Source organism: Bradyrhizobium sp. NBAIM01 (assembly GCF_020194115.1).
Lineage (GTDB): Bacteria > Pseudomonadota > Alphaproteobacteria > Rhizobiales > Xanthobacteraceae > Bradyrhizobium > Bradyrhizobium yuanmingense.
In genome coordinates, this window is record NZ_JADYVU010000001.1 from 1,195,073 (window position 1) to 1,220,480 (window position 25,408).

At 56.9% G+C, this 25,408-nt stretch carries 14 protein-coding genes and 4 pseudogenes; 7 read left to right on the forward strand and 11 right to left on the reverse strand.

Annotated elements, in window-relative coordinates:
- Positions 1-187: 187 nt before the first annotated feature.
- Complete coding sequence (locus I6F31_RS05255) at positions 188-1,237, reverse strand: NAD-dependent epimerase/dehydratase family protein (RefSeq protein WP_225184936.1); 1,050 nt, start codon at positions 1,235-1,237, stop codon at positions 188-190.
- 1,897 nt (positions 1,238-3,134) lie between these two features.
- Here I6F31_RS05255 and I6F31_RS05260 point away from each other — a divergent pair.
- The 7 genes and pseudogenes from I6F31_RS05260 (at position 3,135) to I6F31_RS05290 (ending at position 11,642) form a co-directional block, all read left to right on the forward strand.
- Positions 3,135-5,048 (forward strand): UbiA family prenyltransferase, encoded by a 1,914-nt coding sequence (locus tag I6F31_RS05260; RefSeq protein WP_225184937.1) that lies wholly within the window; start codon positions 3,135-3,137, stop codon positions 5,046-5,048.
- Between the two features lie 237 nt (positions 5,049-5,285).
- Positions 5,286-5,694: pseudogene (locus I6F31_RS05265) on the forward strand (IS5/IS1182 family transposase); the annotation flags it as partial.
- 879 nt (positions 5,695-6,573) lie between these two features.
- A complete protein-coding gene (locus I6F31_RS05270) occupies positions 6,574-6,975 on the forward strand; it encodes an SxtJ family membrane protein (RefSeq protein WP_225184938.1) in 402 nt (133 codons plus the stop codon).
- Positions 6,976-6,982: 7 nt separating this feature from the next.
- Positions 6,983-7,135, forward strand: a complete 153-nt coding sequence (locus tag I6F31_RS05275; RefSeq protein WP_225184939.1) for a DUF5989 family protein — start codon at positions 6,983-6,985, stop codon at positions 7,133-7,135.
- A gap of 3 nt (positions 7,136-7,138) precedes the next feature.
- The gene (locus I6F31_RS05280) at positions 7,139-8,974 is read left to right on the forward strand and encodes a carbamoyltransferase (protein ID WP_225184940.1); all 1,836 of its coding nucleotides are present in this window, start codon (positions 7,139-7,141) and stop codon (positions 8,972-8,974) included.
- A gap of 300 nt (positions 8,975-9,274) precedes the next feature.
- Positions 9,275-10,366 (forward strand): annotated as a pseudogene (locus tag I6F31_RS05285) (integrase core domain-containing protein).
- Positions 10,367-10,496: 130 nt separating this feature from the next.
- Positions 10,497-11,642, forward strand: a complete 1,146-nt coding sequence (locus I6F31_RS05290) for a hypothetical protein (protein WP_225184941.1) — start codon at positions 10,497-10,499, stop codon at positions 11,640-11,642.
- An 866-nt stretch (positions 11,643-12,508) separates the two neighbouring features.
- Here I6F31_RS05290 and I6F31_RS05295 read toward each other — a convergent pair.
- The 10 genes and pseudogenes from I6F31_RS05295 to pimC form a co-directional block, all read right to left on the reverse strand.
- Positions 12,509-12,739 (reverse strand): hypothetical protein, encoded by a 231-nt coding sequence (locus tag I6F31_RS05295; RefSeq protein WP_225184942.1) that lies wholly within the window; start codon positions 12,737-12,739, stop codon positions 12,509-12,511.
- 52 nt (positions 12,740-12,791) lie between these two features.
- Positions 12,792-14,239: pseudogene (locus I6F31_RS05300) on the reverse strand (IS66 family transposase).
- Positions 14,240-14,359: 120 nt separating this feature from the next.
- Positions 14,360-14,614, reverse strand: coding sequence for a transposase (gene tnpB, locus I6F31_RS05305; protein WP_225185142.1), 255 nt, complete (start codon positions 14,612-14,614; stop codon positions 14,360-14,362).
- Positions 14,615-14,624: 10 nt separating this feature from the next.
- Complete coding sequence (locus I6F31_RS05310) at positions 14,625-15,047, reverse strand: transposase (RefSeq protein WP_225184943.1); 423 nt, start codon at positions 15,045-15,047, stop codon at positions 14,625-14,627.
- A gap of 75 nt (positions 15,048-15,122) precedes the next feature.
- Positions 15,123-15,619 (reverse strand): annotated as a pseudogene (locus tag I6F31_RS05315) (IS66 family transposase); the annotation flags it as partial.
- Between the two features lie 568 nt (positions 15,620-16,187).
- A complete protein-coding gene (locus I6F31_RS05320; protein ID WP_225184944.1) occupies positions 16,188-16,367 on the reverse strand; it encodes a hypothetical protein in 180 nt (59 codons plus the stop codon).
- Positions 16,368-19,178: 2,811 nt separating this feature from the next.
- Positions 19,179-20,036: a MaoC/PaaZ C-terminal domain-containing protein gene (locus I6F31_RS05325; RefSeq protein ID WP_225184945.1), complete on the reverse strand. Its 858-nt coding sequence runs from the start codon at positions 20,034-20,036 to the stop codon at positions 19,179-19,181.
- A 205-nt stretch (positions 20,037-20,241) separates the two neighbouring features.
- Positions 20,242-22,452: an acetate--CoA ligase family protein gene (locus I6F31_RS05330; RefSeq protein ID WP_225184946.1), complete on the reverse strand. Its 2,211-nt coding sequence runs from the start codon at positions 22,450-22,452 to the stop codon at positions 20,242-20,244.
- A 63-nt stretch (positions 22,453-22,515) separates the two neighbouring features.
- Positions 22,516-23,679, reverse strand: a complete 1,164-nt coding sequence (locus I6F31_RS05335; protein ID WP_225184947.1) for an acyl-CoA dehydrogenase family protein — start codon at positions 23,677-23,679, stop codon at positions 22,516-22,518.
- A gap of 88 nt (positions 23,680-23,767) precedes the next feature.
- On the reverse strand, positions 23,768-24,967 hold the full coding sequence (gene pimC / locus I6F31_RS05340) for a pimeloyl-CoA dehydrogenase large subunit (protein WP_225184948.1): 1,200 nt from the start codon (positions 24,965-24,967) through the stop codon (positions 23,768-23,770).
- Between the last annotated feature and the right edge of the window lie 441 nt (positions 24,968-25,408).

Below are 25,408 nucleotides of genomic sequence, written 5' to 3' on the forward strand. Positions count from 1 at the left end.
CGACGGCTGACCTCACATCAGGCCCACTAGACTCGGATAAATCGATAGACACCTTCGAGAGCGCGTTTCGCAAGCGATAGCCTAAGCTCAATACACTCACAAAACAAACTGAGTGACACTTACCGGTTAGCGCTGCATCGGCAGGCCGTGGGCGTCGGAGGCCTCGTTAAGAACTGACATAGCGGGTTCATCCCGGGATCATCCGCAACGCGTAGGGAACTACTGCCAGAATCTGCTGTTTGACCGGAGATTTATGGTGTGAGGCTCCGCTTTGGCGCAGAGACGCCTTATTCGCCAGATACCAATCATAGCTCTCGATGATCATTTGCGAATTCGAATATTTCGGCCGATAGCCAAGCTCCTTTTGTGCTTTCGAAATATCGAAATAGTACGATCTACCAAACGTCAACGTATGCCAAGGGCTCAAGGCGGAGAGGCCGAGTAAGCTCGCCAAATTCGCTGCGAACTGAGCCGGCCTCATCGGGATAGACTTGAGCCGGCTTTTGCTTCCGGCATGTTCGATTACCACCTGCAGAAGGTCACGCATCGTGCCAAACTCGGCGGCACCGATATTATATTCTGCAAGCCCTTTGATTTCCGATGCCGCAATGCATGCCCAAGCCAAATCATTCGAGTGAACAAACTGAAATCTGTTGTTCCCGCCAGCCAAAACTGGAACGTCGAGGCCCCGCTCTATCCAGTCAAACAGGATTTGGACGATACCAAGACGGCCAGGTCCAAGAATCGTGCGCGGGCGTATAATCGCCACATCGAGACCGTGGCGGTGCACTGCTGCCTTACAAACGATCTCTCCTGCGAGTTTTGAGCGTCCGTAGTCTTCGGCGGGACTGGCTTTCGTGTTCTCGGTAACAGGATTCGATTTCGGACTACCATAAACAGCACTAGAGGAAGTATATATCAGCTTCTTGACGCCTGCCGCAGCCGCTTCATCAGCAATAATCTGGGTCCCCTCCTTATTGACGGAACAGAACAGGTCTACATTCTTGGCCAAAGGAACTTGGGCAGCAATATGGAACACCTTGTTCACTCCCAAGAGTGCCCGCTTGACCGTATTGCGATCGAGTATCGTGCCTTTGAGAAATTCCAGATTAGAATGTTTGAAGTCAGGGACATTGAGGTCAAGCACGCGAACGTGAGTTCCCTGATCAAGTAGCTGTTTGCTCAACAGCTGCCCAAAATATCCCGAACCGCCGGTCACCAGAGCTATGGCCGCCATCTCTGACCTACACAAATCTCAAGGAAGTGAGCAGGGGCGCATGCCAGCCGCTGACTCCTTGATTGAACGCCGAAGAGACCCCGCGCCGGGCTTCTGATGCCCCCTGCGGTTATGCAGCGGATCAAGCACACTTCGAGCAATGTGGCTTTCCGGGATCCACAGGACCACCATCCACGAAGTTCATTAGCGCGGGGATCTTCGCCCGGGCGAAGCACCGAAAGGGGCGCACTTGCTACAATCTGCTTGAAAAACCGTCCGCTTGCGTCGAAGCTCATCATGGTCTCATCGGCGGGTTTTGAAGTTAGTCTGTTGGGTAGCAAGCACAAAGCTCGTCAGCGAATTCAACAGGATCATTCGGGCAAGCTTCGTTCGCAAATACCCGGCACGAACCCCGCCCGCTTGCACTGCCTCATTCTTCCTCACCTCAGAAATCGGGGCACCACTTTCAGAATTTGTGAGCGTCTCTGGAAGGCGTGTACGGTCTATCGGACGTGCCATTTGCACTGCCGATCTCGCGATGTGCTAGATTGTTGGCGCCCGTCACGTACATCTGGAGACCTCTCATGTCTAATCGTCTCTAACCACGCGTTCCCGGTTCGCGGTTCGTTATATATTGCGACCTCGAAGCGCCAGTCGAGTTCGATGGGGAAACAATACCACATACGCGAAAGCCGTCTCCCTACCAGTTCTGGAGGGAATCGCAACATTCGCTCTAGCTTTACATTCGAACAATCATTCTGGCTTGCCACTGACCTTTCATCCAGTAGCTGGTCTCAGGGGTTTTGCTCTTGTGGCAACACCGAATTTTTAATCGCGCCTGGGTAGAGTTTCCGGCTTGATCACGGGCGGGCTGGTTACATCATCACGTTTCAGCAGCTTTATCGAGTGGGTAGGGAGGATCGACAACCGGCCCCAGCACATCTGTTCGGGAATGGCCCGCCGAACGGCGCCATCGCCGCGGCCGGATGGCTAGAGCCTCCGGCGCCCTGGCGACAATCACGAGCTTGAGGAGTTGTTCCTGGAGCATGCTGCGGAGACAGCACGGCTGCCCCTCAAAGGACGTCGATCATGATTTGGCAAGGTCAGGCCTCATTATTTGGAGTTGCATCAATCCTCGGCCCATCAGGGTGTTGCACAATCGCGAGAGCAGCGCACTAGAGTACGCGATGTGAGACCGGCTGACCGCAGTCAGGTGGTCAGAAAGTGCAGCGATCGGTGATGATCTCGCTCGCTCAGCCGACGCCGACGTACAACCCGCCGGTTTGGGGCGAATGGTACGGTTGCCGGAGTTCGACCTTAGTCTGGGCGCGTCGAGCGTTACTGACGCAGGATGTTGTGAAGCTGCAGCCAGTCGGCTCGTTGCCTCACTTTGCTGCTTCTACCAATCCAAAAGCGTACGCCCTAGCTTAAACCAAAACTGCGCCCCTCGTATGGGAGGCTGCAGGCACTAGTATTGCTGTGAACCACTGCCGAACAGCGAACTGCAATACATCGGCATGTGTTGTGTCGGAGTGGAAGGCGGACCAAGGCCTCCCGCGACCCGAGCGCTCGGGGCCAGCGCCCCGCCCCACGTTCGATAGCTGACGATGCAAGATGTGATGGCGTGAAGCGCGCAATTCGTGCCCAGTCTCTGACAGCCGCACAACCGCCCCGTCGCGTTCAAAACACCGCGATGTTGTGGCGCCGTTTAGGTAAAAAGTAACGGGCGCGATATGCGCCGCAACTGGCACGGCCGTTGCTATTGAGAATGGAGCAACATTGAGGGAGGTCGGGTGCACCCAAGCGTCAAGATTGGCGAGAAAGTGTTTCCCTGTTTTCTCGGAGGTCTCCTTGCTCTGAGGGAAAGCAACCTCCGCATAAAGGCGCGTAACGCTTGGCGATAGTTTTGGAGAGCAACATGGTGCTGCGCCTCAAGTCTCTAGCTCCTACGATTGAACTGGAAAGTTGGGTGCATGGTCCGCCTACCAATTTCCAGTCGGGGAAAGTGTACGTCGTCGCATTTTGGGCAGCTGAAAGCGAATCGTGTCTGGAGGCGATACCACATCTGATGGAGTTGCAAGAGAAACATAAAGAAGAGGGACTTGAGGTCATCGGCGTCGCTACTTGTGAACGGGGTTCAACGCCAGAAGAGGACGGGGGCAAATTGAATGCATGGCTTACAAACATGTTTCCAAATCTGAACTATCGCGTTGCACTTGACGCCACGGGGGAAACAAACAAGCTTTGGACGAGTGACAGCTCTTCTCTTACGGTGCCGATCTCGTTCGTGGTCGATCGCGGCGGGCACATCGCCTATATCGGTCACCCGACCCAACTGGATGAGGCCTTACCGAAAGTTCTCGAAGGAACCTGTCGTGCCGCCGCAGATAGTAAGCCCGCCCACCCAGAAACTCCCTGCGATAAGCCGCTGGTAGTGGACCTGGACGGATCTTTACTGCTAACCGATATGCTGTATGAGTCTGCCTTGAACGCCTTGCCTGCTCTTGGATTGCGGGGGGATTTCGCAGTGATCTGGGCCGCGGCCAATGGAAAAGCAGCGGTGAAAGATCAACTTGCCCGGTCCTCCGAGCTGGATTATGCGACTCTCCCGTACAACGCTTGCGTTTTGGAGTTCATCCAGGCCGCCAAGGCGCGCGGAAGAAAAGTTTACATTGCTACTGCAGCAAACGCGAGGCACGCCAAGGGCATCGCAGATCATTTGGGCGTCTTCGATGGTTGGTTTGCTTCAGACACAAAAGTGAATTTGTCGGGACGTTTGAAGGCTGAGATACTCATGGCGGCCTTCGGTAAGTACGGATTTGACTATATTGGCAACGACGCGTCAGATTTGCCGGTGTGGGAGCTTGCGAACAAAGCGTACGGCGTTGGCCTTTCCAATTCGGTAAGAAATCGGCTCGTCGCACTCAAGGGTACTTACGTCGCATTAGAAGGCCGTAAGGCCGACACCGGGGCGTGGTTCAGGGCCCTTCGGGCCCACCAATATGTCAAGAATCTCCTTATTTTTGTGCCAGCGCTGACCTCGCATCAGATTGCGTTGGCTAACATGATCACAGACGTAATAGCGTTTCTTGCTTTTTGTGCTTGCGCGTCGGCTGTCTACATCTTGAACGATCTGCTAGATTTAAGATCTGATCGCGCGCACGTTAACAAGCGTGGTCGCCCCTTTGCAAGTGGCCTGCTTCAACTTCATGCCGGATTGCTTATGATTCCGGCACTCTTTTTCATTTCTCTGATGCTAGCAACTACAATCTCACTGGAGTTTGTCGAAGTATTGCTTGGCTATTTTATGCTAACGAGCGCCTATTCTATTTATTTTAAGCGCCAGATGCTTATGGACGTCATCGTGCTGGCTATGCTGTACGCTACACGCATCGTCGCAGGTGGCGTGGCGGTTGAAATTCAAATTTCACAGTGGCTTCTCACCTTCTCTATCTTCATTTTCACTTCACTCGCGCTAATTAAACGCTACGTTGAGCTCGCCACTAGGCTCGACCGCGGCCTCCCCGACCGGTCAAATCGAGACTATAAGATCGGCGATCTTGACGTGGTTGCCGCTCTAATTGCCGCGGCCGGCTTGAACGCCGTCACGATCTTTGCTTTCTACGTTACATCGCCGGATGTGCAGACACTCTATCGACATCCGAAGGCACTATGGCTCATCTGTCCAATTCTTCTGTATTGGATAGCAAGGAACCTCATGATGGCGCACCGCCGTCTTATGGACGACGACCCTATTGTCTTCGCATTGAGAGACCGCATGAGTGCAATTTCTATCGGCTCGATCGTCGCTATAGTTCTCATCGCGATCTGACATTCATTACTTCGAGGGCGTACATCGGCGATCGCTGGTAACCTGCCGCTACGTATTTCATTGAGTTTGAGTCCGGCCCGCAGAAGGACGGATAGATGAAGCGATCAAGGTTCACGGAAAGAGTAGATCCCACTGTGTTGAAGGAGCAAGAAGCTGGGCAAGGACAGCCAGCCTAGCTCGCAAGCATCGAATCTCCGACGCGACGATCTAGTACTGGAAGGGTGTCAGGCTGTACCGCAAAGCCGAGGCAAGGAGGCAAAGATGTGCTGTTGGAGAACCGCCGTGGCCTACTGGTCGCCGCCTGCCTGAAGCGGGCTCACGGGCCATGCCGAACGGATGGGCGCGCCGCACATGATCGAGTTTCGCGCTAATCGGCCGGCGGCGATCACATCTGGCGCCGACAACGCCTATGACGACGAACACTTCGCCCATGAGGTGATGCTCTCGATGAATATGACGACGCGTGTTGCACAGAACACTGGTGGCTGAAGCTCTGCGATCGGCGGGCGAACGGCCCGACAGTATGGCGTCAGCCGGCGCGTCCGCAAAGCGGATCGTCGAGGCAGGGTTGCCATGGACCTTTACCTTCGCTGCGGTCGCCTACAATCTGGTGCGGCTACCCAGGCTGCTCGCGGAGATCGGCTGATGGCCAAGGTGCCGGCTTAGCTGAGTCCTTTACGGGCTATTGGTGCATGGTCGAAAAGACAGCTGCGACAGCAACTTCGTCGATCTAGTCGAAGAGGCGCATCTCACCTTCGAAGGCGAGTCCGGTGACGAAATCGGCTTTGTGGGCGCTCCGGCGCTTGCTGGAGGTGGACTACGGCCCCCGCAACGTTGACCTGGACAGAGTTCTCATGGAAAGGGCACGACGAAATGATGCGCTCTGCGGTCGCGGATAGGTCATGATCTGGGCAGCGGGCAGGCTCGTAGGCCACTTCCACATTCGAAGGCGACGTTCAGCGCCCGAATGCGGCTGATTTCTTCAATGGCCTGCTAGACCAGTCTCAGGCAATAGAGTTCAAGGTCGAAACAACCGTCAGCGCAGTGCCGCAAGTGGGCCCTTTTGTTCATTGTTGCTCGAGCCAAATTCAACAAAGCGATCCGAGCGCGTCTATCCTGCGCAATCTCGAAGCTGGTACTTTTCTGAATGAATGCGCGCTGGTGATCGTCGTCAATACAAACCAAATGCAGGCGTTGTTGATTGCGGTGATGTCGGGTTTGTAACAGCCGTCTGCGGCTATGTCGGGCTACTGCAACATTCTGGTAGCCTGCGCGCTCACTAGGTGCGCCAGGCGCGCACTATCTAATTGAAAGGTGCCGCACTTTTGCCCTAACGCGGTACTGGCCCAACAATTGCTAAGCCCTTGGCCGAGCCCTGAATGACAAGAGGGAGCTCTGTGGAAGCATGAGTTTCACCGCTCAAATGGTCGAACAAACTATGCAAACAGCGGTGCAAGACCGCCAGGGTCTCGAATTATATTCTGTAAAGCAATTCTCCAGCGACGATACATAGGAGGCGACAAGCATGAGTGTTCTGACCAAACTGCCGTCCAATCGGCGCTTCGGCCTCACATTCTGCGCCGTATTTATCGCGTTCGGCACATACGCGGCCATAAAGGGAGGCGTTGCTGCCGCTTCCGGTTCCCTCTTTTCAATCGGAATCGCATTCGGCGGCATAGCATTGACTGCACCGCGAATTCTCGCGCCGCTCAACGTGCTCTGGTTCCACTTCGGCGAGTTGCTAGGGCGGATAGTCAGTCCGTTTGTTCTGAGCATCATCTATTTCGGGCTTCTCGTACCGATCGCCGTCGTCACTCGCTTGCTCGGGCGCGATGAGCTTCATTTGAAGCGACGACCGGTCGCAAGTTACTGGATCACTCGTAAACCGCCTGGTCCGACAGGTCAGTCTTTCACCCACCAGTTCTGAGGCGCACATGTATCTCTTCATCAAGGAACTCTGTGCTTTTATGCGAGTTCGCAAAAAGCTGTGGCTCGCACCTCCAATTGTTCTCATGGTTCTTATTGCTGCTCTGCTAATCTTGGCAGAAGGCTCTGTCATTGCGCCGTTCGTTTACCCGCTGTTTTGAACAATGAATATCCTAGGCATCTCTGCTTACTACCATGACTCTGCCGCTTGCCTCGTGTCAGGCGGTGAACTGGTAGCTGCGGCGCAGGAAGAGCGCTTTACGCGAAAAAAGCACGATCCAGGTTTTCCAGGTTATTCGGCTCGTTACTGTCTCCGGGCTGGAAATCTATGTCCAGCCGACGTTGACTATATAGTCTTCTACGACAAGCCCTTTAGCAAGTTCGAGCGGATATTTGAAACCTATCTAGCTTTCGCGCCAAACGGATTTAAGAGCTTCGCAACGTCGGTGCCAGTTTGGGTAAAAGACAAGCTGTTTCAGAGGATGCTAATCACGAACGCACTGAACGAACACCTTGGGCGCGGTATTGATTGGTCCAGCCGGCTCCGCTTTTCAGAACACCATCTTAGTCACGCGGCGTCGGCGTTCTTCCCATCGCCGTTTCACGAAGCCGCCGTGTTAACGATGGATGGAGTCGGAGAGTGGACGACAACCTCCCTTGCCATCGGTAAGGGAAGAGAGCTATCGATCTACAAGGAGCTTCGCTTTCCGCATTCTCTTGGGTTGCTGTACTCAGCGTTCACTTACTACACCGGTTTCAAGGTGAACTCCGGTGAGTATAAGGTAATGGGATTGGCGCCATACGGCGAGCCAAAATATGTGCATCTGATAAAGGAGCACCTGATCAACATCAAGGAGGACGGGTCATTCCACCTGGACATGAGCTTCTTTGACTACTGTACCGGGCTAACGATGACCAATGATCGCTTTGAGAGACTATTTGGTGGCCCGGCAAGACGCCCTGAAAGTAGGTTGACGCAAAAGGAAATGGACTTGGCGGCCTCCATTCAAGCCATTACCGAGGAGGTCGTCCTAAAGCTTGCAAAGGGAATACGCGCCGCAACCGGGCAGAGAAATCTCTGTCTCGCAGGAGGGGTCGCACTTAATTGTGTGGCGAACGGAAAGCTCTTGCGGGAAAAGCTCTTTGACCAGATCTGGATTCAGCCCGCTGCAGGCGACGCCGGCGGCGCCTTGGGCGCGGCACTCGCTGCCTACCATCTCATGCTTGAAAAGCCTAGGAGCAGCTATTCGGGCGATAGCATGAAAGGTGCGTACCTGGGACCAGAGTTCAGTCAGCGCGAAGTCGAAGAGAGTCTAGGAAAGACCGGCGCAGTATTCACGACTGAATCCGATGAAGCACTGATTAACAATGTTGCTCATGCTCTCGCGGACGGTAAGGCGGTTGGATGGATGCAGGGCCGGATGGAGTTCGGTCCGCGAGCGCTCGGGGCACGCTCAATCATTGCTGATCCCCGCTCACCGACTGTCCAGAAGCAGCTAAACCTCAAGGTGAAATATCGCGAGTCTTTTCGGCCATTTGCGCCGAGCGTTCTTCGAGAGGACGTATCGCAGTGGTTTCAGCTTGATTCCGAGAGTCCATATATGCTTCTTGTGGCGGACGTGAATAGCACGAAGCGGTTGCCGATGACAGAAAAGCAACAGCAGCTCTTCGGCATCGATAGACTGAACGTCGTACGTTCGGAAATTCCAGCCGTCACACACGTGGACTATTCCGCGCGGGTGCAGACTGTGCAAAACTCGACAAATCCGCGGTTTCATAGATTAATATCTAAGTTCAAGGAGCTAACGGGGTGCCCCGTTCTCGTGAATACCTCGTTCAACGTGCGAGGAGAACCGATCGTTTGCACTCCAGAGGACGCGTTCCGCTGTTTCATGGGTACAGAAATTGAGCTGCTTGTCGTCGGCAATTCGCTGATACGGAAGGAAGACCAGAGCAGAGCGTTGGTGACGGATTATAGTAGTTGCTATGGTTGCGATTAACGAAGTGAGGCGGTGAAACCCTGCGCTTTGCGGGCACCGTGATGTTTGAATCCTTTTCGCTGGACTTCGACATGCATCTCGAGGAAGCCATCCGACGTGAATAAACGCGATGTGAGAAATAAGTTCAAAAGCTATCACTTGATTGTCGCCGTCGGCCTCACTAGTAGAAACCCTCCCTACTTCAACTGGAAGAAGAAGTGGGTGGACTTTTGTAGGCCGAAATGCGTCCGCCAAAATAGCTGGACAATGAGAACCCGACGCTGCGGAAGCTGACCTGCAACTGCGTATTTCCTCCAACGAATTAGAAACCGGACCCGAAGAACGACGGACAGAGGCAAGGTTCACGGAAGAACTATAGCGGTAGTGAAGGAGCACGAGGCTGATGCAAAAACGGCTGACCTGGCTCGCAAGCACCAAACCTATGAGCGACGATCTCCATTGGAAGCCCCAAACTCGGCGGCATGGATATCTCTGAGACTAAGCGGCTGAGGGCCTTGGAAGAGGAGAACGCGAAGCTGAAGAAGCTCCTGGCCGAGCAGCTGCTCGGTGTGCCCGCTCTTCGCGGGCTGCTCTGCAAAATGATAGGTCCCGCCGCCAGGCGCGCTGCGGTCGCGTATCTGCGCGGCCGCTTGCGCGATCTTGCATACGATCGGCGGCGGTTCGGCTATTGCCGGCTATTCGTCCTGCTGCGCCGGGAGGGAGAGCCCTCGGGGATCAATCGGATCTACCGGATTTACCGCGAGGAAGGGCTCTCCGTCCGCAAGCGGCGGCTCGCCGCAAACCTGTGGAGACCCGTGCCCTGATCCTGATGAGGCGAGGCCCGACGCGCGCTCGTCGCTGGAGTTCGTCCACGACCACTTCGCCAACAGCCGGCGCTTCCGCATTCTTAGCATCGTCGACGACGTCACTAAGGAATGAATGCCTGGGGCCGTTTTGGAGACGTCGATCTCAGGACGGCGCGTCGCCCGCCGACTGACGATAGTCGAGCGACAAGGATGATCGTGTCCGACCATGGCACCGAGTTCACCTGCAACGCCATGCTCGCCTGGAGCAAAGACACGGTTGTCGATTGGCAGTCCATCGCGCTGGAAAGCCGGTGCAGAACCGCTCTATCGAGAGTTTTAATGACCGGATGCGCGATGAACTGCTCAACGAGACCACCCTGTTCTTCGATCTGGATGACGCCCGCGCCAAGATCGCCAACTTGGTCTCCGACTACAATATCCGGCGGCCTCACTCGTCGGTGAAATACCTGACCTCTGCGGCCTATGCCGCCCAACTCACCGCAACGGACGATCGGCTGCGCAACCCCGATCACCTCCACCGAGGTCCGCTGCTTCACCCTTGCCACTTGGCGTACAAAACCCCGAGACTCTGGCCGCTGCAGAATGAAAATTCAGTCGCAGGTCACTAGCATGGGAAGGCCCCTGTCATCCTCGGTAGGGGACATTTGCGATCAATTAGTGTTTCCGTCAGACTGCTAGGGGAAGGTCAACCGAACTGCTGTTAGTAAAGGTACAAAATGAAGAAGATAGTCTTCTATTTGATAGTCATGCTAACCATTGCCACGTCAGCGGAACTTCTGGCCCGAATCTCCGTCGCTTTTATTCCAGAGCTATACGATCAACGGGATGCAGCCCTAGCTCGAATCGATGAGTCGACGCTACAAAAATTTGTTGAGACTCGAGCTAACCCTTCTACAGGATGGGATAATCCGAGCGGTACGACGGTGACCTACAAGAATTGCCTAGGCGAACTCAATACGTACACATTCAACCCAGATCGCACCAGACGTCACAGCGCCTCTGCTGGCGACGCTCAGATAGTTATTGCTGGAGATTCCTACACGTTTGGAGAGGAAGCGTCTGACCAATCAACATTTCCGGCTGTACTTGAAAACCTCCTCAATACTTCCGTGGCCAACTTGGGCGTTAACGGTTATGACCCGCTACAGTCATTTCTGAGGCTCGACAAAATGATCAACTTGTATCCTAAAGCACGCATCGTGATCTTAGCAATCATGTATGACGACTTTGCGCGCCTGCTAAATGGCTATCGACCCGTCTATTTCTTCACCAGCTACACTGGAAGCCCCTACGGGTTCAAACCGTACCTTTCTCACGGACAGCTTCATCCACTAGTTGCGCCGCCCCCTTGGGCAGACATCAAGACAGCCTGGAAAGCAGCAAACACGGGCTTCGACACGGACTATTGGAGAAAGCCAAAGGCTGAGTTTCCCTATGTAGCCTCCCTAGTCTCCGCCATCTCCACGAACTCGTTCTACTACAAGTTCATTCCGTCGCGCTTATACCGTCTCCTTGGGCTTCCCGAGTACCAATTGCTCTTGAACTCGGTTGCCGTCCAGGAGAGCTTTACTGTTATTATTGACCTCCTCGACAACTTGGCCGAGCAGAAGCAGCTTGCAACATTAGTCGCTCTCATTCCCAGAAGCGGAGCAGATACGAGAAGCGGCGCGGACCTGATTGAGCGTATTAAAAAACAGAAGCAGCATCGCACCGAGCTAGTCAACATTGACACTGACATCGATTGGACTAGGTACAACCTGAAAGACGACGAATGTCATCCTTCGACATACGGCTACGAAGCCATTGCAAAAAGCATTGCGAAAAGTGTTCAAAGGTTGGCAGCCTCGCCTCAAGCGCATTGAATTTGCCTGTTGGGTAACTGCTTGAAGTTCGTTCAGGCCCAAACTAGGACGAGAGCATTAAGGGCAAACTTTTGTAAGAACTAGGTGATGACGTCTGGGCGGATTGGGCGAATAGACGAGTCGTTACTGGTACGAGGAGCCAAGGCGCGTTGTATCGAACAAACTCGTCACGTATCGACCGTCGGGCCGTCCCCAAAACGCTTGGGAAGGCGAACTGGATCCGATTGTCGGTGAGAACCGAGTGGATCTTGTAGAGGGCAGCCGTGATCAGAGTTTCGAGCCTGAGGCTGACGTCCTTTCTTCTTGACGAGCCGAAATTAGTGGGGCGATCGATGGCGGCGTTGCGGTCGAGCTTGCCTCAGCCGTCGGAGCTCGGCAGCGTCGATGTGAAAAATTGCCGATCGGATACGTCCTGACTCTTTGTTTTGAAGGCTGCCGCTTCGGCCTCGAGCAGTCGGCTACTGCCGGAGCGTTGGAGGCAGCGATACAGCGATGATCGCGCAATATTCGGGATAGTCGTTAGGGGCAAGCTGCGGCCGTCACACGGTGTGGTTCCATGGCCTAAGCGCGCCCATTTCGCTGCTCGGGCAGCCGTCGACAATACGCTGAAGCGTTAGGTAGAGCCAGGCGAACAGATGGACGTTGTTCATTTTCGTGGTCTGCAGCAGTGTTGCCATGGTCGGCCCAGGTTCGTTCACCGCCGTCGCGAGGCGAACAGCTGCGACGGGTGAATGCCAATCCGGTGGGCGATCGCGGAGACGTTCGCCCAGGTCCAGCGCCGCTATCACGACTTGGGTTTTAAACTCGTCCGACCAGCGGCGATAAGCGCTGTTCCGAACACACGGGTTCGGGACGTTAGCTGATCTCTATGTTTTTCGTTTGTGGTGAGCTGCCAGCCGTTCCGCTTCAGCTAGTGCCGCAGTCTTGGTTTTAAACGGACCAACGTCGTGTTCTTGCGTGTCGGGCAGCCAAGCAGGCAAGAACCACCAACCACCCGGGCGGTAACTCGTGCTGTTTCTGATCGACCCGATGTGTTCGGCTGTAAACCAACCGTGATCTACCCCATCCTGTTGCCACAAGATGTTCTTGTCGCTCATCGGCACGCCTCAAGAATGTCGGTTCGTCGATTTTCTTCGCTCAGGCCGGATTCTAGCCGTTTCCGCAGGCCCATGGCAACAAACTTTCGAGTTGGCGGTTCGGGTGACCGTTGACGGTCCTGGTGAGCACATCGGTGATGTAGGCCAGCGGATCAATATGATTCAGCTTACAGGTTTCGATTAAAGAGGCTATGACGGCCCAGTGTTGGGCGCCGCCGTCAGAACCTGCGAACAATGCGTTTTTCTGGATAAGCGTGATCGGACGGATCGAGCGCTCGACGGCGTTGTTATCGAGCTCGATACGGCCGTCTTCAATGAAGCGCGTCGCCCACCCAGCGTGAGAGCGCATAGCGGATGGCGTCGGCCAGCTTGCCCTTTTGGCTGATCAAGCCGAGTTTTGTTCGCAGCCATCTTTGGAATGCATCGGCGAGTGGCCGGCTCTTTTGGTGCCGAGCGAGACGACGCTCCTCTGCGCTGCGGCCGCGGATGTCCTTTTCGATGGCATAGAACTCGGCGATATGCTTGAGCGCCTCGCCCGCGATGGGCGCGGGACCGGGGGCGGCAAGTTCGTAGAAGTTGCGCCGCATGTGCGACCAGCAGAATGCAAGCTGAACGTCGCCACGCTCCGCGAGCTTGCCATAGCCGGCGTAGCCATCGACCTGCAGGATCCCCTTGAAGCCCGCCAGATGGGCGATCGGTCGATCGGCCTTGCGATTGGGGGGCATAGACATAGGCGACGCCTGGCGGATCGGCGCCACCCCATGGCCGGTCGTCCGCCGCATAGGCCGAGAGCTGGCCGGTCTTGGTGCGACCGCGGCAGGGATCGAGCACCGGCATTGTCGTCTCATCGGCGAACAGCTTTGGCCGTTGCCTGAGCTTGCCGAGGAGGCGCTCGTGCAACGGACGCAAGTGGAAGGCTGCTTGCCCCACCCAGTCCGCCAGCGTCGAACAATCGAGCTCAATGCCCTGGCGGGCGTAAATCTGCGCCTGCCGGTAGAGCGGCAGGTGATCGGCATATTTCGATACCAGAACCTGGGCGACGGTTGCTTCGGTCGGCAGTCCGCCCTCGATCAACCGCGCCGGGGGCCGGCGCCTGTATGACACCATCCTCGCACGCACGGCAGGCGTATTTGGGACGCCGGGTCACGAGCGTCCGGAACTGAGTCGGGACCAGGTCGAGCCGCTCGCTTCTATCCTCGCCGATCCGGTGTAACTCGCCCTGGCAGCAGGGACAGGTCTTGTCCTCGATGTCGACGACGACCTCGATCCGTGGCAGGTGCGCCGGCAAGGCGCCGCGGTTGCCGCGGCGCCTACGGGCTCGCACGTTATGGCCTTCACGTCCTGCGCCGCCTCGCTGTACGCTGCCACCACGACGTCTTCTAGGCCCAGCAGCATCTGATCTTCAGGTAGCGTCTCTGCCCGCCGGCCAAACCGATGCCGCTGCAATTCCTTAATGATCTGACGCAGCCGTTCGCTCTCGCACCGCTCGGCAAGCAGCATCGCTTTCAGCGTCTCGGGATCGAGGCAGGGCGTCGCTCACACCCAATTCAGAGCATATTCGCCCCCATCTGGCGAGGCGTCCGACGCTCCTGATTCACTTCGCCGCAGCGCAGCCAACAACTATCCCGGTTGCGCTGGCGCCGGCGTCTCACGCGCCTCATGCACACGCCGCAAGTCGAGCCCTTCCAGCAGCGCGGACAATTCGCGCGGCCGACAGACGGATACCCGCTTGGCCCGGAACACATAGACAGCTCCCGAGAACGGATCTGCCGCCATGCTCTCGCGCACCAGGGTAGCAAGCCCCTCCATTCCCTTGCGGAAGTCCACCGCTTTGGTCGCCACCATCACCCGGACCGCACCCGACGGACCGATCACCGGCTCGCCTTCAGCGCCTGACGATCGACGCAATCATCGTCGGGTCCGCACCACGGCCGGCCCGGATCGTGATGCCGTCAACTTCGATCTCGATGACCCCGGTATCCGCCTTGGCCTTGCGGCGCACCGCTTTGCGCTCACGCCCAAGAGCTGGCGCCGGCACTACGGCATCCACCACCGCCGGAACAAACTGTACTTCTTCTGCTTCGGAGTGACCGCCCGCTGCTTCTCGCAACTGACGGCGCCAGCCGAACAACTGCTGCGGCGACAATCCATGCCGTCGCGCTACCGAGCAGACCGAGTCGCCACTCGCAGCGATCTCCCCAACAATCCGAGCTTTGTCCTCGTCGCTCCACTTCCGCCGACGGCCGGCTCCGGTGAAGACCTCGAGCCGCCGCACCGGCTCCGTGATAGCAGTATGCACTGTGTCCATTCTAAGCCTAACGGTCCAAACCGAACCGCAGCCTCGCAGATCACCCCGTCACTCGGTAGGTGGCCCCTGAACGGCGCTTGCGGCGATCTGGGCCAGAAGCGCTCCCGTCCGAATGCCTCCTTCAATGATATGGGCCGCGGCAGACGCTTGGATGGCGCTCTCCACGTTTTTGAACGCATACTTGGGAGCGCGCGTGACGATCACCCGGAACTTCGCCGGCACCACATCAGGCGCTCCGGCACGTGCTCGCCAATCAGCACCTTTTACTTGCCGGCATGCACAGCCAGCTTTTCCGGCCCAATGACAGTTTCGATCCGCTCCAGATGTGGCGCAGAGCCCTTGCACCGACGCAGTCCACGCTTGCCATCCGCCTGCGCACGTCCCTTCCTGACCTGGGCCTTGATCTCCGCGATGCCGGTCTCGGTCTCCTCGAAGGCGAAGGCCTGCTGTTCATCGTCGCCGTTTGCCGAGCCGAGCTTTTCCGATCATCGGCCGAACCGGGCGCGGTCGAAGGCCTTCAGGATCTGCGTCAACCGCTCGATGAGGGCATCGGCCTCGGCATTTCGGGTCTTCGTTGAAATAAACTTCACTTGGAGCGACGGCTGGCTAACTTTTAGAGATAGACGCTCACAAAGTTCGCGTTCGAGCCGCCACTAAGTCATGCCCTTATTGGCAGACCAGGTAGTTTGGCGATAGCAGTAGGCCTGTTTGCAACTTGTGCAAGGCCTCGGTTGGAAATGTCAACTCGAGCTCTTGAGTAAACTTGCAGCGATAATCTCGGCCTCACCCGCGCGGCGAAACCAGGACGACGAGGCACGTCATAAGTAGCTAACTGCATTTCCGTGAGAAGAAAGATGGCCTTCATTTTCGGAAATGCCAGAGAAATAGCCGTAATTACTGCGCCCCCATAGACATGGACGTGATCTTCCATTGCGTGCGCCGAGAGATTTTTTGGCTTGCGATCTGTGTGCCGCTCAGACTAGCTGAATTTCAGCGGATTTGTGACAAAGGCGCCGAACTACTGCACGAAGGGTATATCATAACTACGGTTCTCCGATGATCTCGCATAACCCGTCCTTTCTTTGCACGGATCTGGGGCGCAGGGCTAGTTGAATTACTTTCGTATGGTTAGCGTAAGTTTCAGCCGTCAGCTCCATTAACAAGAACCCATATGCCCGATGTGCCCAAGCTTTCGCGCCGTGCCTTCGTCATCATCTTTTGCGACTCGATGACTGCCGCAAGTGGTAACACTGGGCTGCAGTCCGTGCTTCCGCCGATAAGGCGCTCGATTGGCATTGCAGATTCGATGGTGGCGGCCATTTTCTCGCTCTCATCGCTATTGTGAGCCGTGACATCCGTGGTCTGGGCTCGTCGATCGGATCTGCGCGAACGTAAGGCACTCATCATCGTCGGCCTTTCTGGGTTTGTGGTTTCCATGATGCTCTGTGGCCGGCAGTAAGCACTGGCCTGGCCCACCTCGCAACTCCCACGATCGCCTTCGGACTTCTCCTGGCCAGTCGCGATCCTTGGATTCTTCGGCGCTGCTTTGACGTCGGCGGGTCAAACGTATATCGCGGAGCACACTTACCCCGCCGAGCGCACGCGGTGCATGTCGAGAATCGCTGGGGCATCCCGTCTTGGAACCGTGTTTAGCCAGGTCGTGGCGCCATTCTTCATCGTTAGCATCGTCGGATCCGAAGGCCCCCTGTACGCGTTTGATCTAATCGCCACCGCAATGCTGATGTGGTCGCGCGGTGCCTCGATGAGCAGCCAACATTGGCGATGAAGCCACCGCTCCGGACTGATAAACCCGTCGGTAAACCACTATAGCTCCGCTCCGACCTTGCTCCGTTCATCGCTTACGGCTTCCTGCTCTTGCATGCCAGAATGCGCTGGCACAGACTTTGGGTTTTCTAATCGTCGACAAAACAAGCAATGCGCTACCAGAGCGACCATCTCAGACCTTGCTGCCCATACCCCAAGGTCACATCGAGATTGCGATGGTCGGCGGCGCAGTCGCAAGTTTACTTGGCTCTGGGTTCCCCCCCCCCCAGTGTTCGGCATAACACCGAAGGTCCTCCTGCCATGGGGTGCCGGACTGGGGTCCCTAGGCACGTCTTGATCGCCTCGCGCCAGACTATGCAACCGCCATCATGGGCTATGCCGTTGCTAGCCTCGGCTTCGCGTGGCCCGACTAGGCTTCATCATCGGTGCGTCGCTTTCCGTTTCGATGAAAGGAGCAATCCCGCGCAGCCGGAGCTATCGGGGCAGTCAATAGTGTGAATGTGCCTTTGGCCCCGTTCGCGGTGAGTCTCTACCAAGCCTTCCCTCCGGGCCCGTTTCTTCTGCAGTCTGTTGTCTCTCGCTGGGCTGCTCGCCTATGCTGGCCTCAGTCCAACTCTGCGCGATATCGATAGCCGCGCCACGAGCGAAGAGATTGATGTGGGCACTTCGTGAATCAAGTTCGCCACATAATGTCTGCTGCGCTTTTTTGGCATAAGAAAGTTTATAGACATGGGCCAGCTTCGGCTCACACCGCTGGCGTGCTGCTCGAGGAGCGCCCTTATCATTTCCAGCGGTACATTGCCCGTTTGAGCACGCGGATGTCGTGGCTGGTGCCGCGAGCTTTGTCGCATTGGGCTAGGAATGCAAGATGCCCTGTCGTCCCTCGGCGCGGTGCCGCGGGAGCATCGGGCCACAGCGTATCGGCCGTCTTATCTGATCTCGAGCAAATGCGAGGAACAACCTGACCCGGCGATACGAGGACTCTGCACTGCTGGTCGGTTGGTTTTAGAGAAGCCCGACGGGTTTGCGGACCTGGTGCGCGACGCCGGCTCGTACCGATCAAGGGCTAGGTGAATGTGTTCGGAGCGAAGAGAGCGGATAGAATGAGACTCATTTGATTGGATGTATCTCGGATGTGCCGTTACGCGAAACGGGGCTCGAGAAAATCACACTTTACTGCGGCGGATGGAGCCCGCGTCGAATTCACCAATGACGGACAGTTGCTGGCACTAGTTGATCGGATGCGAGTTAAATGCTGGAGCTGAACGGTTGGAGATCAGCGGCTGTATAGGCAGCGATGACGCCTATGACAGAGTGACCAGCTCTGGAATGCGGTGTCATGGTCGTCGATCGCCGAAACGAGTTTGGCAACACGTCGCTATCACCCAAAATTCGGCCTGATGACCGCTGAGCGCGTTGATTATGCCGCGGCAATCTCGCTGGCAAGCCCGGGACAATCAGGATGGCAAGTCGGTGTCGCGGCGAGGTTATGATTGCCGCGATGATCGTGGCGCGCAAGAGTCCGAGCAGGGCTGGACTGTGGCCGATCGAGGCGGATCCGCCGACAGGTCGACCGAAGCTCGGATCAACGCACCGGTAGGAAAACGGTCCGCCGCGAGGTGGCGAAGCTGTTCAAGCTGATGGAAAACGGCGTTTCGCAAAGCATCCGGTAAATGCAAGCTCGCCGAAGCGACACCTCCAGTCCAGGGCGGAGCTTCTCATACGAAGCGTTTGCGTCCAACCACCCATGGCTTCACCCTACGTTCGGATCGATCCGCCCGATGCAACTCTTGCGATCAGGACTAATCGGCGATTTGAACCCTGTCGTATCCCTGAACATACATAATGCGGTCGCTTGCCAATAAGATCGCCGCGCAGCGCTGCACAGATTTTGTCGTCCCGATTGGATGGTGAATGGCGTCGCGCATGAAGATGGCATTCCGACAACGGAGCAGAGATTGAGGTCGCAGTTATGCTTGGTGTGGACATTGAGGGCGCACTTCGTCTCATTTCGTTCTAGAAGTCATGGTCGTCTTCCAGGAAGGTCGACAGACCATGGTCCACTCAGGCAGGACGCTGGAACACCAGTTTCCGCTTTGACTTAACAGTCCCGGGCGGCACCATTCGAATTCATCGTTGCTGATCAGGTATCGACGTTGGAAAGGGTCTGGCCCCTCTCGCCGTCGTGCAGCCGCGAGTTCCGGCCCTATAAGTGACGTGTAGGTGCGAGCACATGACGGAGTTGACTTGCTCAGGGGGGCACGCCTGTGCGTAAGGTTTTGAAGGAGGGGCGTCCGCAATCGATGTCACCTCGGATAATACGAGCGCTCCTTGCGACGCAAGATATCAGCCAAGCATTGTCATGCCGTTCTTGACAACTGCGACAGCGCGCTCCTTCACCCTCGCTTCGAACGAGATCACGTTGCCATCCTTCCACATCTCCAAGGTCACGGTCTCCCCGGGGTAGACCGGCGATGAAAACCGCGCTGCGTGCCGCCTGAAGGCGCTGGGATCAAAGTCGGCATAGGTCTGCAGAATACCGCGGCAAGTGATTCCGTAGGTGCACATGCCGTGAAGGATTAGCCTCGGAAACCCAAATTGCCTAGCGGATTCCGGATCTGAATGCAGCGGGTGGCGATCGCCGCAAAGCCTGTAAATCAGCCCCTGATCAGCGCGCGTTGGAATGTTGAGGATTTGGTCGGGAGCTCGGCTCGGCCTTTGGTGTGGCTTGGGCTGGCCATCAGAGGGACCGCCAAAACCGCCATCTCCACGCGCAAAGTAGGAAGTCACCATGGTAGCCAGCGGTTCGCCGTGACTGCCCTTCAGCACGGTTCGGAAGCGGATCACTGCCCCCTTGTCCTTGCCTTTGTCGTAGACGGCCGTCACGGAAGAATCAGCCGTGATATCCGCAGCCGGCGGCAGTGTGCTGTGAAAGGTGATATCGCGCTCGCCGTCCAACGCGATGGAGTTCAGATTGAACTCACCGGGTTCAGAGAATCCGGCTGCGACTGAGGCAAAGGTCGGTACGACCTTCAGTGGCCGCGCCGTCACTGTGGCTTCATTGACGAAAGCGAGCTCCTTCTCGTCCAGGGGATCAGCTCCCATGCCGATGCCAAGTGCGTAAAGCATCACATCGCGATCCCGATAGCTGTACTTTTGGCCAAGTCTCTTCATGGCCATCAGCTGCTCATAGTTGATTGCCATGGTGATATTTCCTCTCGTCAAGGCCTTGCACTAAGCTACAGCGGTTTCGACGGCTTAAGTTGTTGCACAGGAAGAGCAATTGTGTGGCTTAGATCACTCTCCTAGTCAAAAAATCATCCCCCGCCGCCTCTCCCCCTCGAGCAGATGGCGGCATCCATATTCGCCGAACGTCTCGTGGGTCGAACCAAGGCTGCGATTTCGGGGGTCAAACTGCTTTGATCTTCTTTTTGGCAATCAGGCAGTCAACGGCGGTGAGCCCAGTGCCATCGGACGCAAGGATGACGGGATTGATATCGATCTCGCCGACCTCGTCCGCAAGATCGGTGCAGAGCGTGCCGAACTTCACAATGCAATCGGCCAATCCGTCCAAGTCTGTCTTTTCGCCCCCCCGCGCACCGCGCAGAACGCTCGCGCCGCGCAGCCGCCCGATTGCAGATTGCACGTCGGTCGCATCGTAGGACGGCAGCAGCACTTGTACATCGTTGAGTGCCTCAACCCAGATTCCGCCCAAACCAAACGCGATGACGGGCCCGAATTGCGGATCGAAAGTCGCCCCAAGCATGATTTCCGGCCCCGGTTTGGCCATTTCTTGCACGACCACTCCGGCGATCTTCGCGCCGGGACGATGCGACCGGACCGAAGCCATGATTCTTTCAAACGCCTCCGCTGCTTTTTCCGCTGACGGAATATTCAAGATGACGCCGCCAACGTCCGTCTTGTGCACGATCTCGGCCGACTCGACTTTCATCACCACGGGGAAACTAAGAGTCTGTGCAATGCGCGTTGCCTCATCCGGCCGGGTCGCCAGCGCTTCGCGCGTGACCGGAATTCCATAGAGTGCGAGCAGACGCTTGCCCTCACGCTCCGTCAGAACGTCGTCCTTCGACTCGCGTATGATGCGCAATGCCTCGGGATAGCAAGCGCTGCGCTGCCCCCACTGGGCCGATAGGCGATCGCCCGGTTTCCGGCGGCGTTGAAACTCAGCATAGCCGATGAGGGCCGAGAGCGCCTTCAGCCCCGGAGCCAGCCCTTGCAAAAACGGCATGCCGTGAAAATCGGCCTTGGGCTCGACCATCGTATCCTTTGGATCGAGAGAGGTGTAGAAATGGCCGCCGGCAAGGCTCAATATCGGGAACACAACCTCTGGAGCCGCTGCCGCAGCTCGCGTCAAAGCTTGTCCAAGGGACGAACTCATATCGAGGCACGAAGGGAAGCCACGGCCCCAGATCACCATATCATACGCACCGCAGGTCGCAAGCGTGCTCAGCGCCTCATCGATGATGTGCGTATCATAACCGCCCTGCGCGGTGAGATCGAGCGGATTGCCGACATTGCCGAACTCGGGAAAGACCGCTTCCAGCCGGGCTTTCGCCGGAGCGGGCAGCGGCGGAAATTTTATGCCGTAAGCGTCCGCGACATCCGACAGGATGCTGGCGGCAGTACCGGAGAAAGAAGCGAAAGCTACACGGCGGCCCCGCGGCCGCTCGGTCGAAGACGACGCAACCGCGGTCTCAATCAGATCATCGACGGTATCGACCCGGATGACACCCAATTTCTTCAGGACGGCATCGATCGCCACGTCCGAACCTACGAGCGAGCCAGTATGAGCCAATGCCGCTTGGCGCGCCTTTTCAGAGCGGCCAATCTTGATCATCACAATGGGCTTGCCCTTATCGGCCGCGCGCTCGCAGGCCTTAATGAATTCAACGGGACGCCGGATCTGCTCGCAATATGAGGTGATGACGCGCGTATCCTCGTCATCGACAAAATACTCGATGAAATCTGCGACATCGAGACACGCTTCATTGCCAACCGTGACCACACGGCCGATGCCGATTCCGCGCGCCAGCAGTGGCACGATAAGGCTATAAACGAGAGTACCGCTCTGCAGGATGGAACTAATTCCGCCTGCCTTCATCGTGTGAAAATCTAGCGGGACTGCCATCAGCCGATTGGCCGCGTTCATCAAGCCGAAGCAGTTTGGACCGACTACCGGGATTCCAGTTCGTGCGGCCCACTCAATGAGCCAGCGCTGCTTAGTTGCCCCGTCGCCCGCCTGTTCGGCAAACCCGCTCGAAATGATCTGAATCGCTCGCACGCCAGCAGCTTCGCAATCCTCAAGGACCTCCGGAATGGCTTTGCTTGGAATGGCGACGATGGCAAGGCCAACGGGATGAGGTATGGCCTTCAAGCTCGGATAGCATGGCACGCCCGCGATCTGCGTGTAACGCGGGTTTACTGCAACGACCTCTCCCGAGAAGCCCCATTTTTTGATGTTGGTGAGGATTTCCGTTGCAAAGCCTCCCTTCTGGGATGCTCCTACAATTGCGACAGATTCAGGCTGAAAAAGCTGGCCGATCCTCCCCGCCGTTCCCTTTTGAATGCGTTCCTGTGGCAGCAGACGATCAACTGGCATGTTCAACCCGTCGGTTCTTGTATTGCGTGAGGCCGGCGCCTCGCTTCGGTCGAGATCCCGGTCCTATTGTTGGATCGCTTGCTCGCCGAAGAGGCCTCCGAGCGAGGCGAGCCGCTGAAGATGGTGGTCGGTATCGCCGAACCAGGTGTCGATCATCGTCACATGCTTAAAGTAGTGGCCGATGCTGTATTCCATGGTCATACCGATGCCACCATGGAGCTGGATGGCCTGCCGTCCGAGCGCTTTGGATGACTGACCGATCTGCGCTTTTGCCGCCGAAATGGCCCGCTCACGCTCCGTCACATCACCTTCTCCGGCCATCATGGTGGCGTAGAGCGCCATAGAGCGCGACTGCTCCAATTCGACAAACATATCGACCGCCCGGTGCTGAAGCACCTGGAAGGAACCGATCGTCGTGCCGAACTGTTTGCGCGTCTTCAAGTAGTTGACGGTGATGGCATGCATTTCAGCAAAGCAGCCGACGGCCTCGGCGCAGAGGGCCCCGATCGCCTCGTCTGCTACGCGTGAGATAATCGGGAAAGCGCCTGTTGGGTCACCGATCGCGTCAGCTGCCCCGACTCGCACATTCTGAAGCGTGATTTCGGCCGCGCGCAGTCCGTCCTGCGTGGGATAGGCGCGCCGCATGAGACCTGACGCATGAGCGTCGACCAGGAAAAGACCAATCCCGTCCCTTTCGCGCGCCCCGCCCGCCGTTCGCGCCGACACGATGATCTTGTCTGCTACATCGCCGTGGAGAACGAGACCCTTGGTGCCGTTCAGTACCCACCCCTCAGCATCCCTCTTCGCCCAAGTTTCCACATCGGAGAGATCATATCGTGATTGCGGCTCTGCGTAAGCGAAGGCAAGTTTCATCCGGCCTTCGCTGATCGCGCGGACGAGATTCGCCCTCTGAGCCTCGTTCGCCCCATGCCGCAAGATACCGCCTGCGAGTACGACCGTTGCGAAATATGGCTCGAGGATCAGCGCCTTACCGAAAGCTTCCATGACGATCATTGTCTCCACCGCCCCGGCGCCAAGCCCGCCATCAGCCTCCGAAAACGGCAGACCTAGAAGCCCCAGTTCAGCATAGCGGGCCCACATCGCTTCACTGAAACCAGACTTCTCTGCCCGGTACTTGCGGCGATCCTCAAAGCTGTAGTGCTCGCGCATCAAGCGCTCGACGCCATCCTTAAGGAGCCGCTGCTCCTCGGAAAGATCAAGATCCACTAGAAACCCTCCTGAAAACGGGGCCGCATCTTTGCCCCTCGAACCTTTAGAACCCGCGCAGTCAGCGTCTTATGGCTTTGCTGAAGAGTCAGAGGCCGAGGACGACCTTTGCGATGATGTTCTTCTGGATCTCATCCGAGCCGCTATAGATCGGCACCTTACGTCCGTTGAAATAGGCTGGCGCGATCGGTCCGGCCCAATCGGGACCGATGGACGTCTCCCCTCGCTGAAATTCCTCCTCTGACTGATAAGGCAGCGCGTAAGGGCCAATCACATCCATCAGAAGCTCTGCGGTTGCCTGCTGGATCTCAGAACCCTTGATCTTGAGGATCGAGCTCGCCGGGTCCTGGGTGCCCTTTTCGCGTTTCGATTGGTTGGCCACCACGCGGAGCTGCGTCATCTCAAGCGCCTTGAGCTGAGCCTCGACCCCGGCGATCTTCTTGCGGAAATCGGCTCTGTCGATGAACCGTTCGCCACCCACTTTGGTGCGCGAAGCGAGCTCCTTGATGCGCCGGATGCGCTCCTTCGAAAGGCCAACACAAGCGATCGTGACGCGCCCGTTGCCGAGGACGAACTTGGCGTAATCCCAACCGCGATTTTCCTGGCCGACGAGATTCTCAACAGGAACCCTTACGTCGTCGAAGAACACCTCGCACACTTCTGGATAACCATCGAACAGCTGGATCGGGCGTACTGTCACGCCAGGAGACTTCAGGTCGATCAGGAGAAATGAGATGCCCCCCTGCTTCTTGGCCTCAAAATCAGTCCTGACGAGACAAAATATCCAGTTTGAATATTGCGCCAACGACGTCCAGGTTTTTTGGCCATTGACGATATAGTGGTCACGGTCGCGCACGGCCCGCGTCTTGAGCGAGGCCAAATCGGAGCCTGCCCCAGGTTCCGAGAAGCCCTCGCACCACCAGTCATCAACGTTTACAATACGCGGCAGAAAGTACTTCTTCTGCGCTTCATTTCCGAAGTTATAGATGACTGGGCCGACCAAGTTGATGCCGCTACCTGCCGGCTCCGGTGCCGGCGTCTGGCTCACTTCCTCGCCGAAAATGTACTGCTGGACGGGTGACCATCCCGTGCCGCCGTACTCGACCGGCCAGTGCGGTACGGCCCATCCCTTCTGCGCCAGGATCCGCGTCCAGCGGACCTTGTCATCCCTGCTGGGATGCCGGCCCGCAATCAGTTTCTCGCGGATGTCTGCGGGGATTGCGGAGCGGCAGAATGCCCGGACCTCGTCGCGGAAGGCAAGTTCGTCAGGGGTAAAGTTCAGATCCATCGTTGCTTCCTAGTTGCGCAAAGCGCGACAATCGTCTTCGCCCAATATACCTGCGCGACTGAAGCCAAAAATCGAAAATCCTCCTCCATCCAGCCTGAAAAACTGCGTAGAACATGGAAATCTTGAAGCTTTTATGCGCCACGAAGCTGAGTCGTCGCGGTCCCCGACCGTGCGCACCTCGTTCGGCGCACATTCCGATTTCAGCCGGCCCTAGGGCAACGAATCCAAGCGAGCCCCCCACCAAGCATCGGAGCCGCGCAGCCATCCGTGCGCTCGGACTTCTGCAGAGCATCATAGCCTCAACACTAAGCCACGAGAATTCCAAGGGTGAAGCGGCCGGCTCGCCCGCACACCTTCAGGGCCGACCTGCCGAATTGATCCCGGCGCCTGCTACAGGCTTGGTCGAATGGCTTCGCCATCGGCTTGAGCCGTCATCTAGCG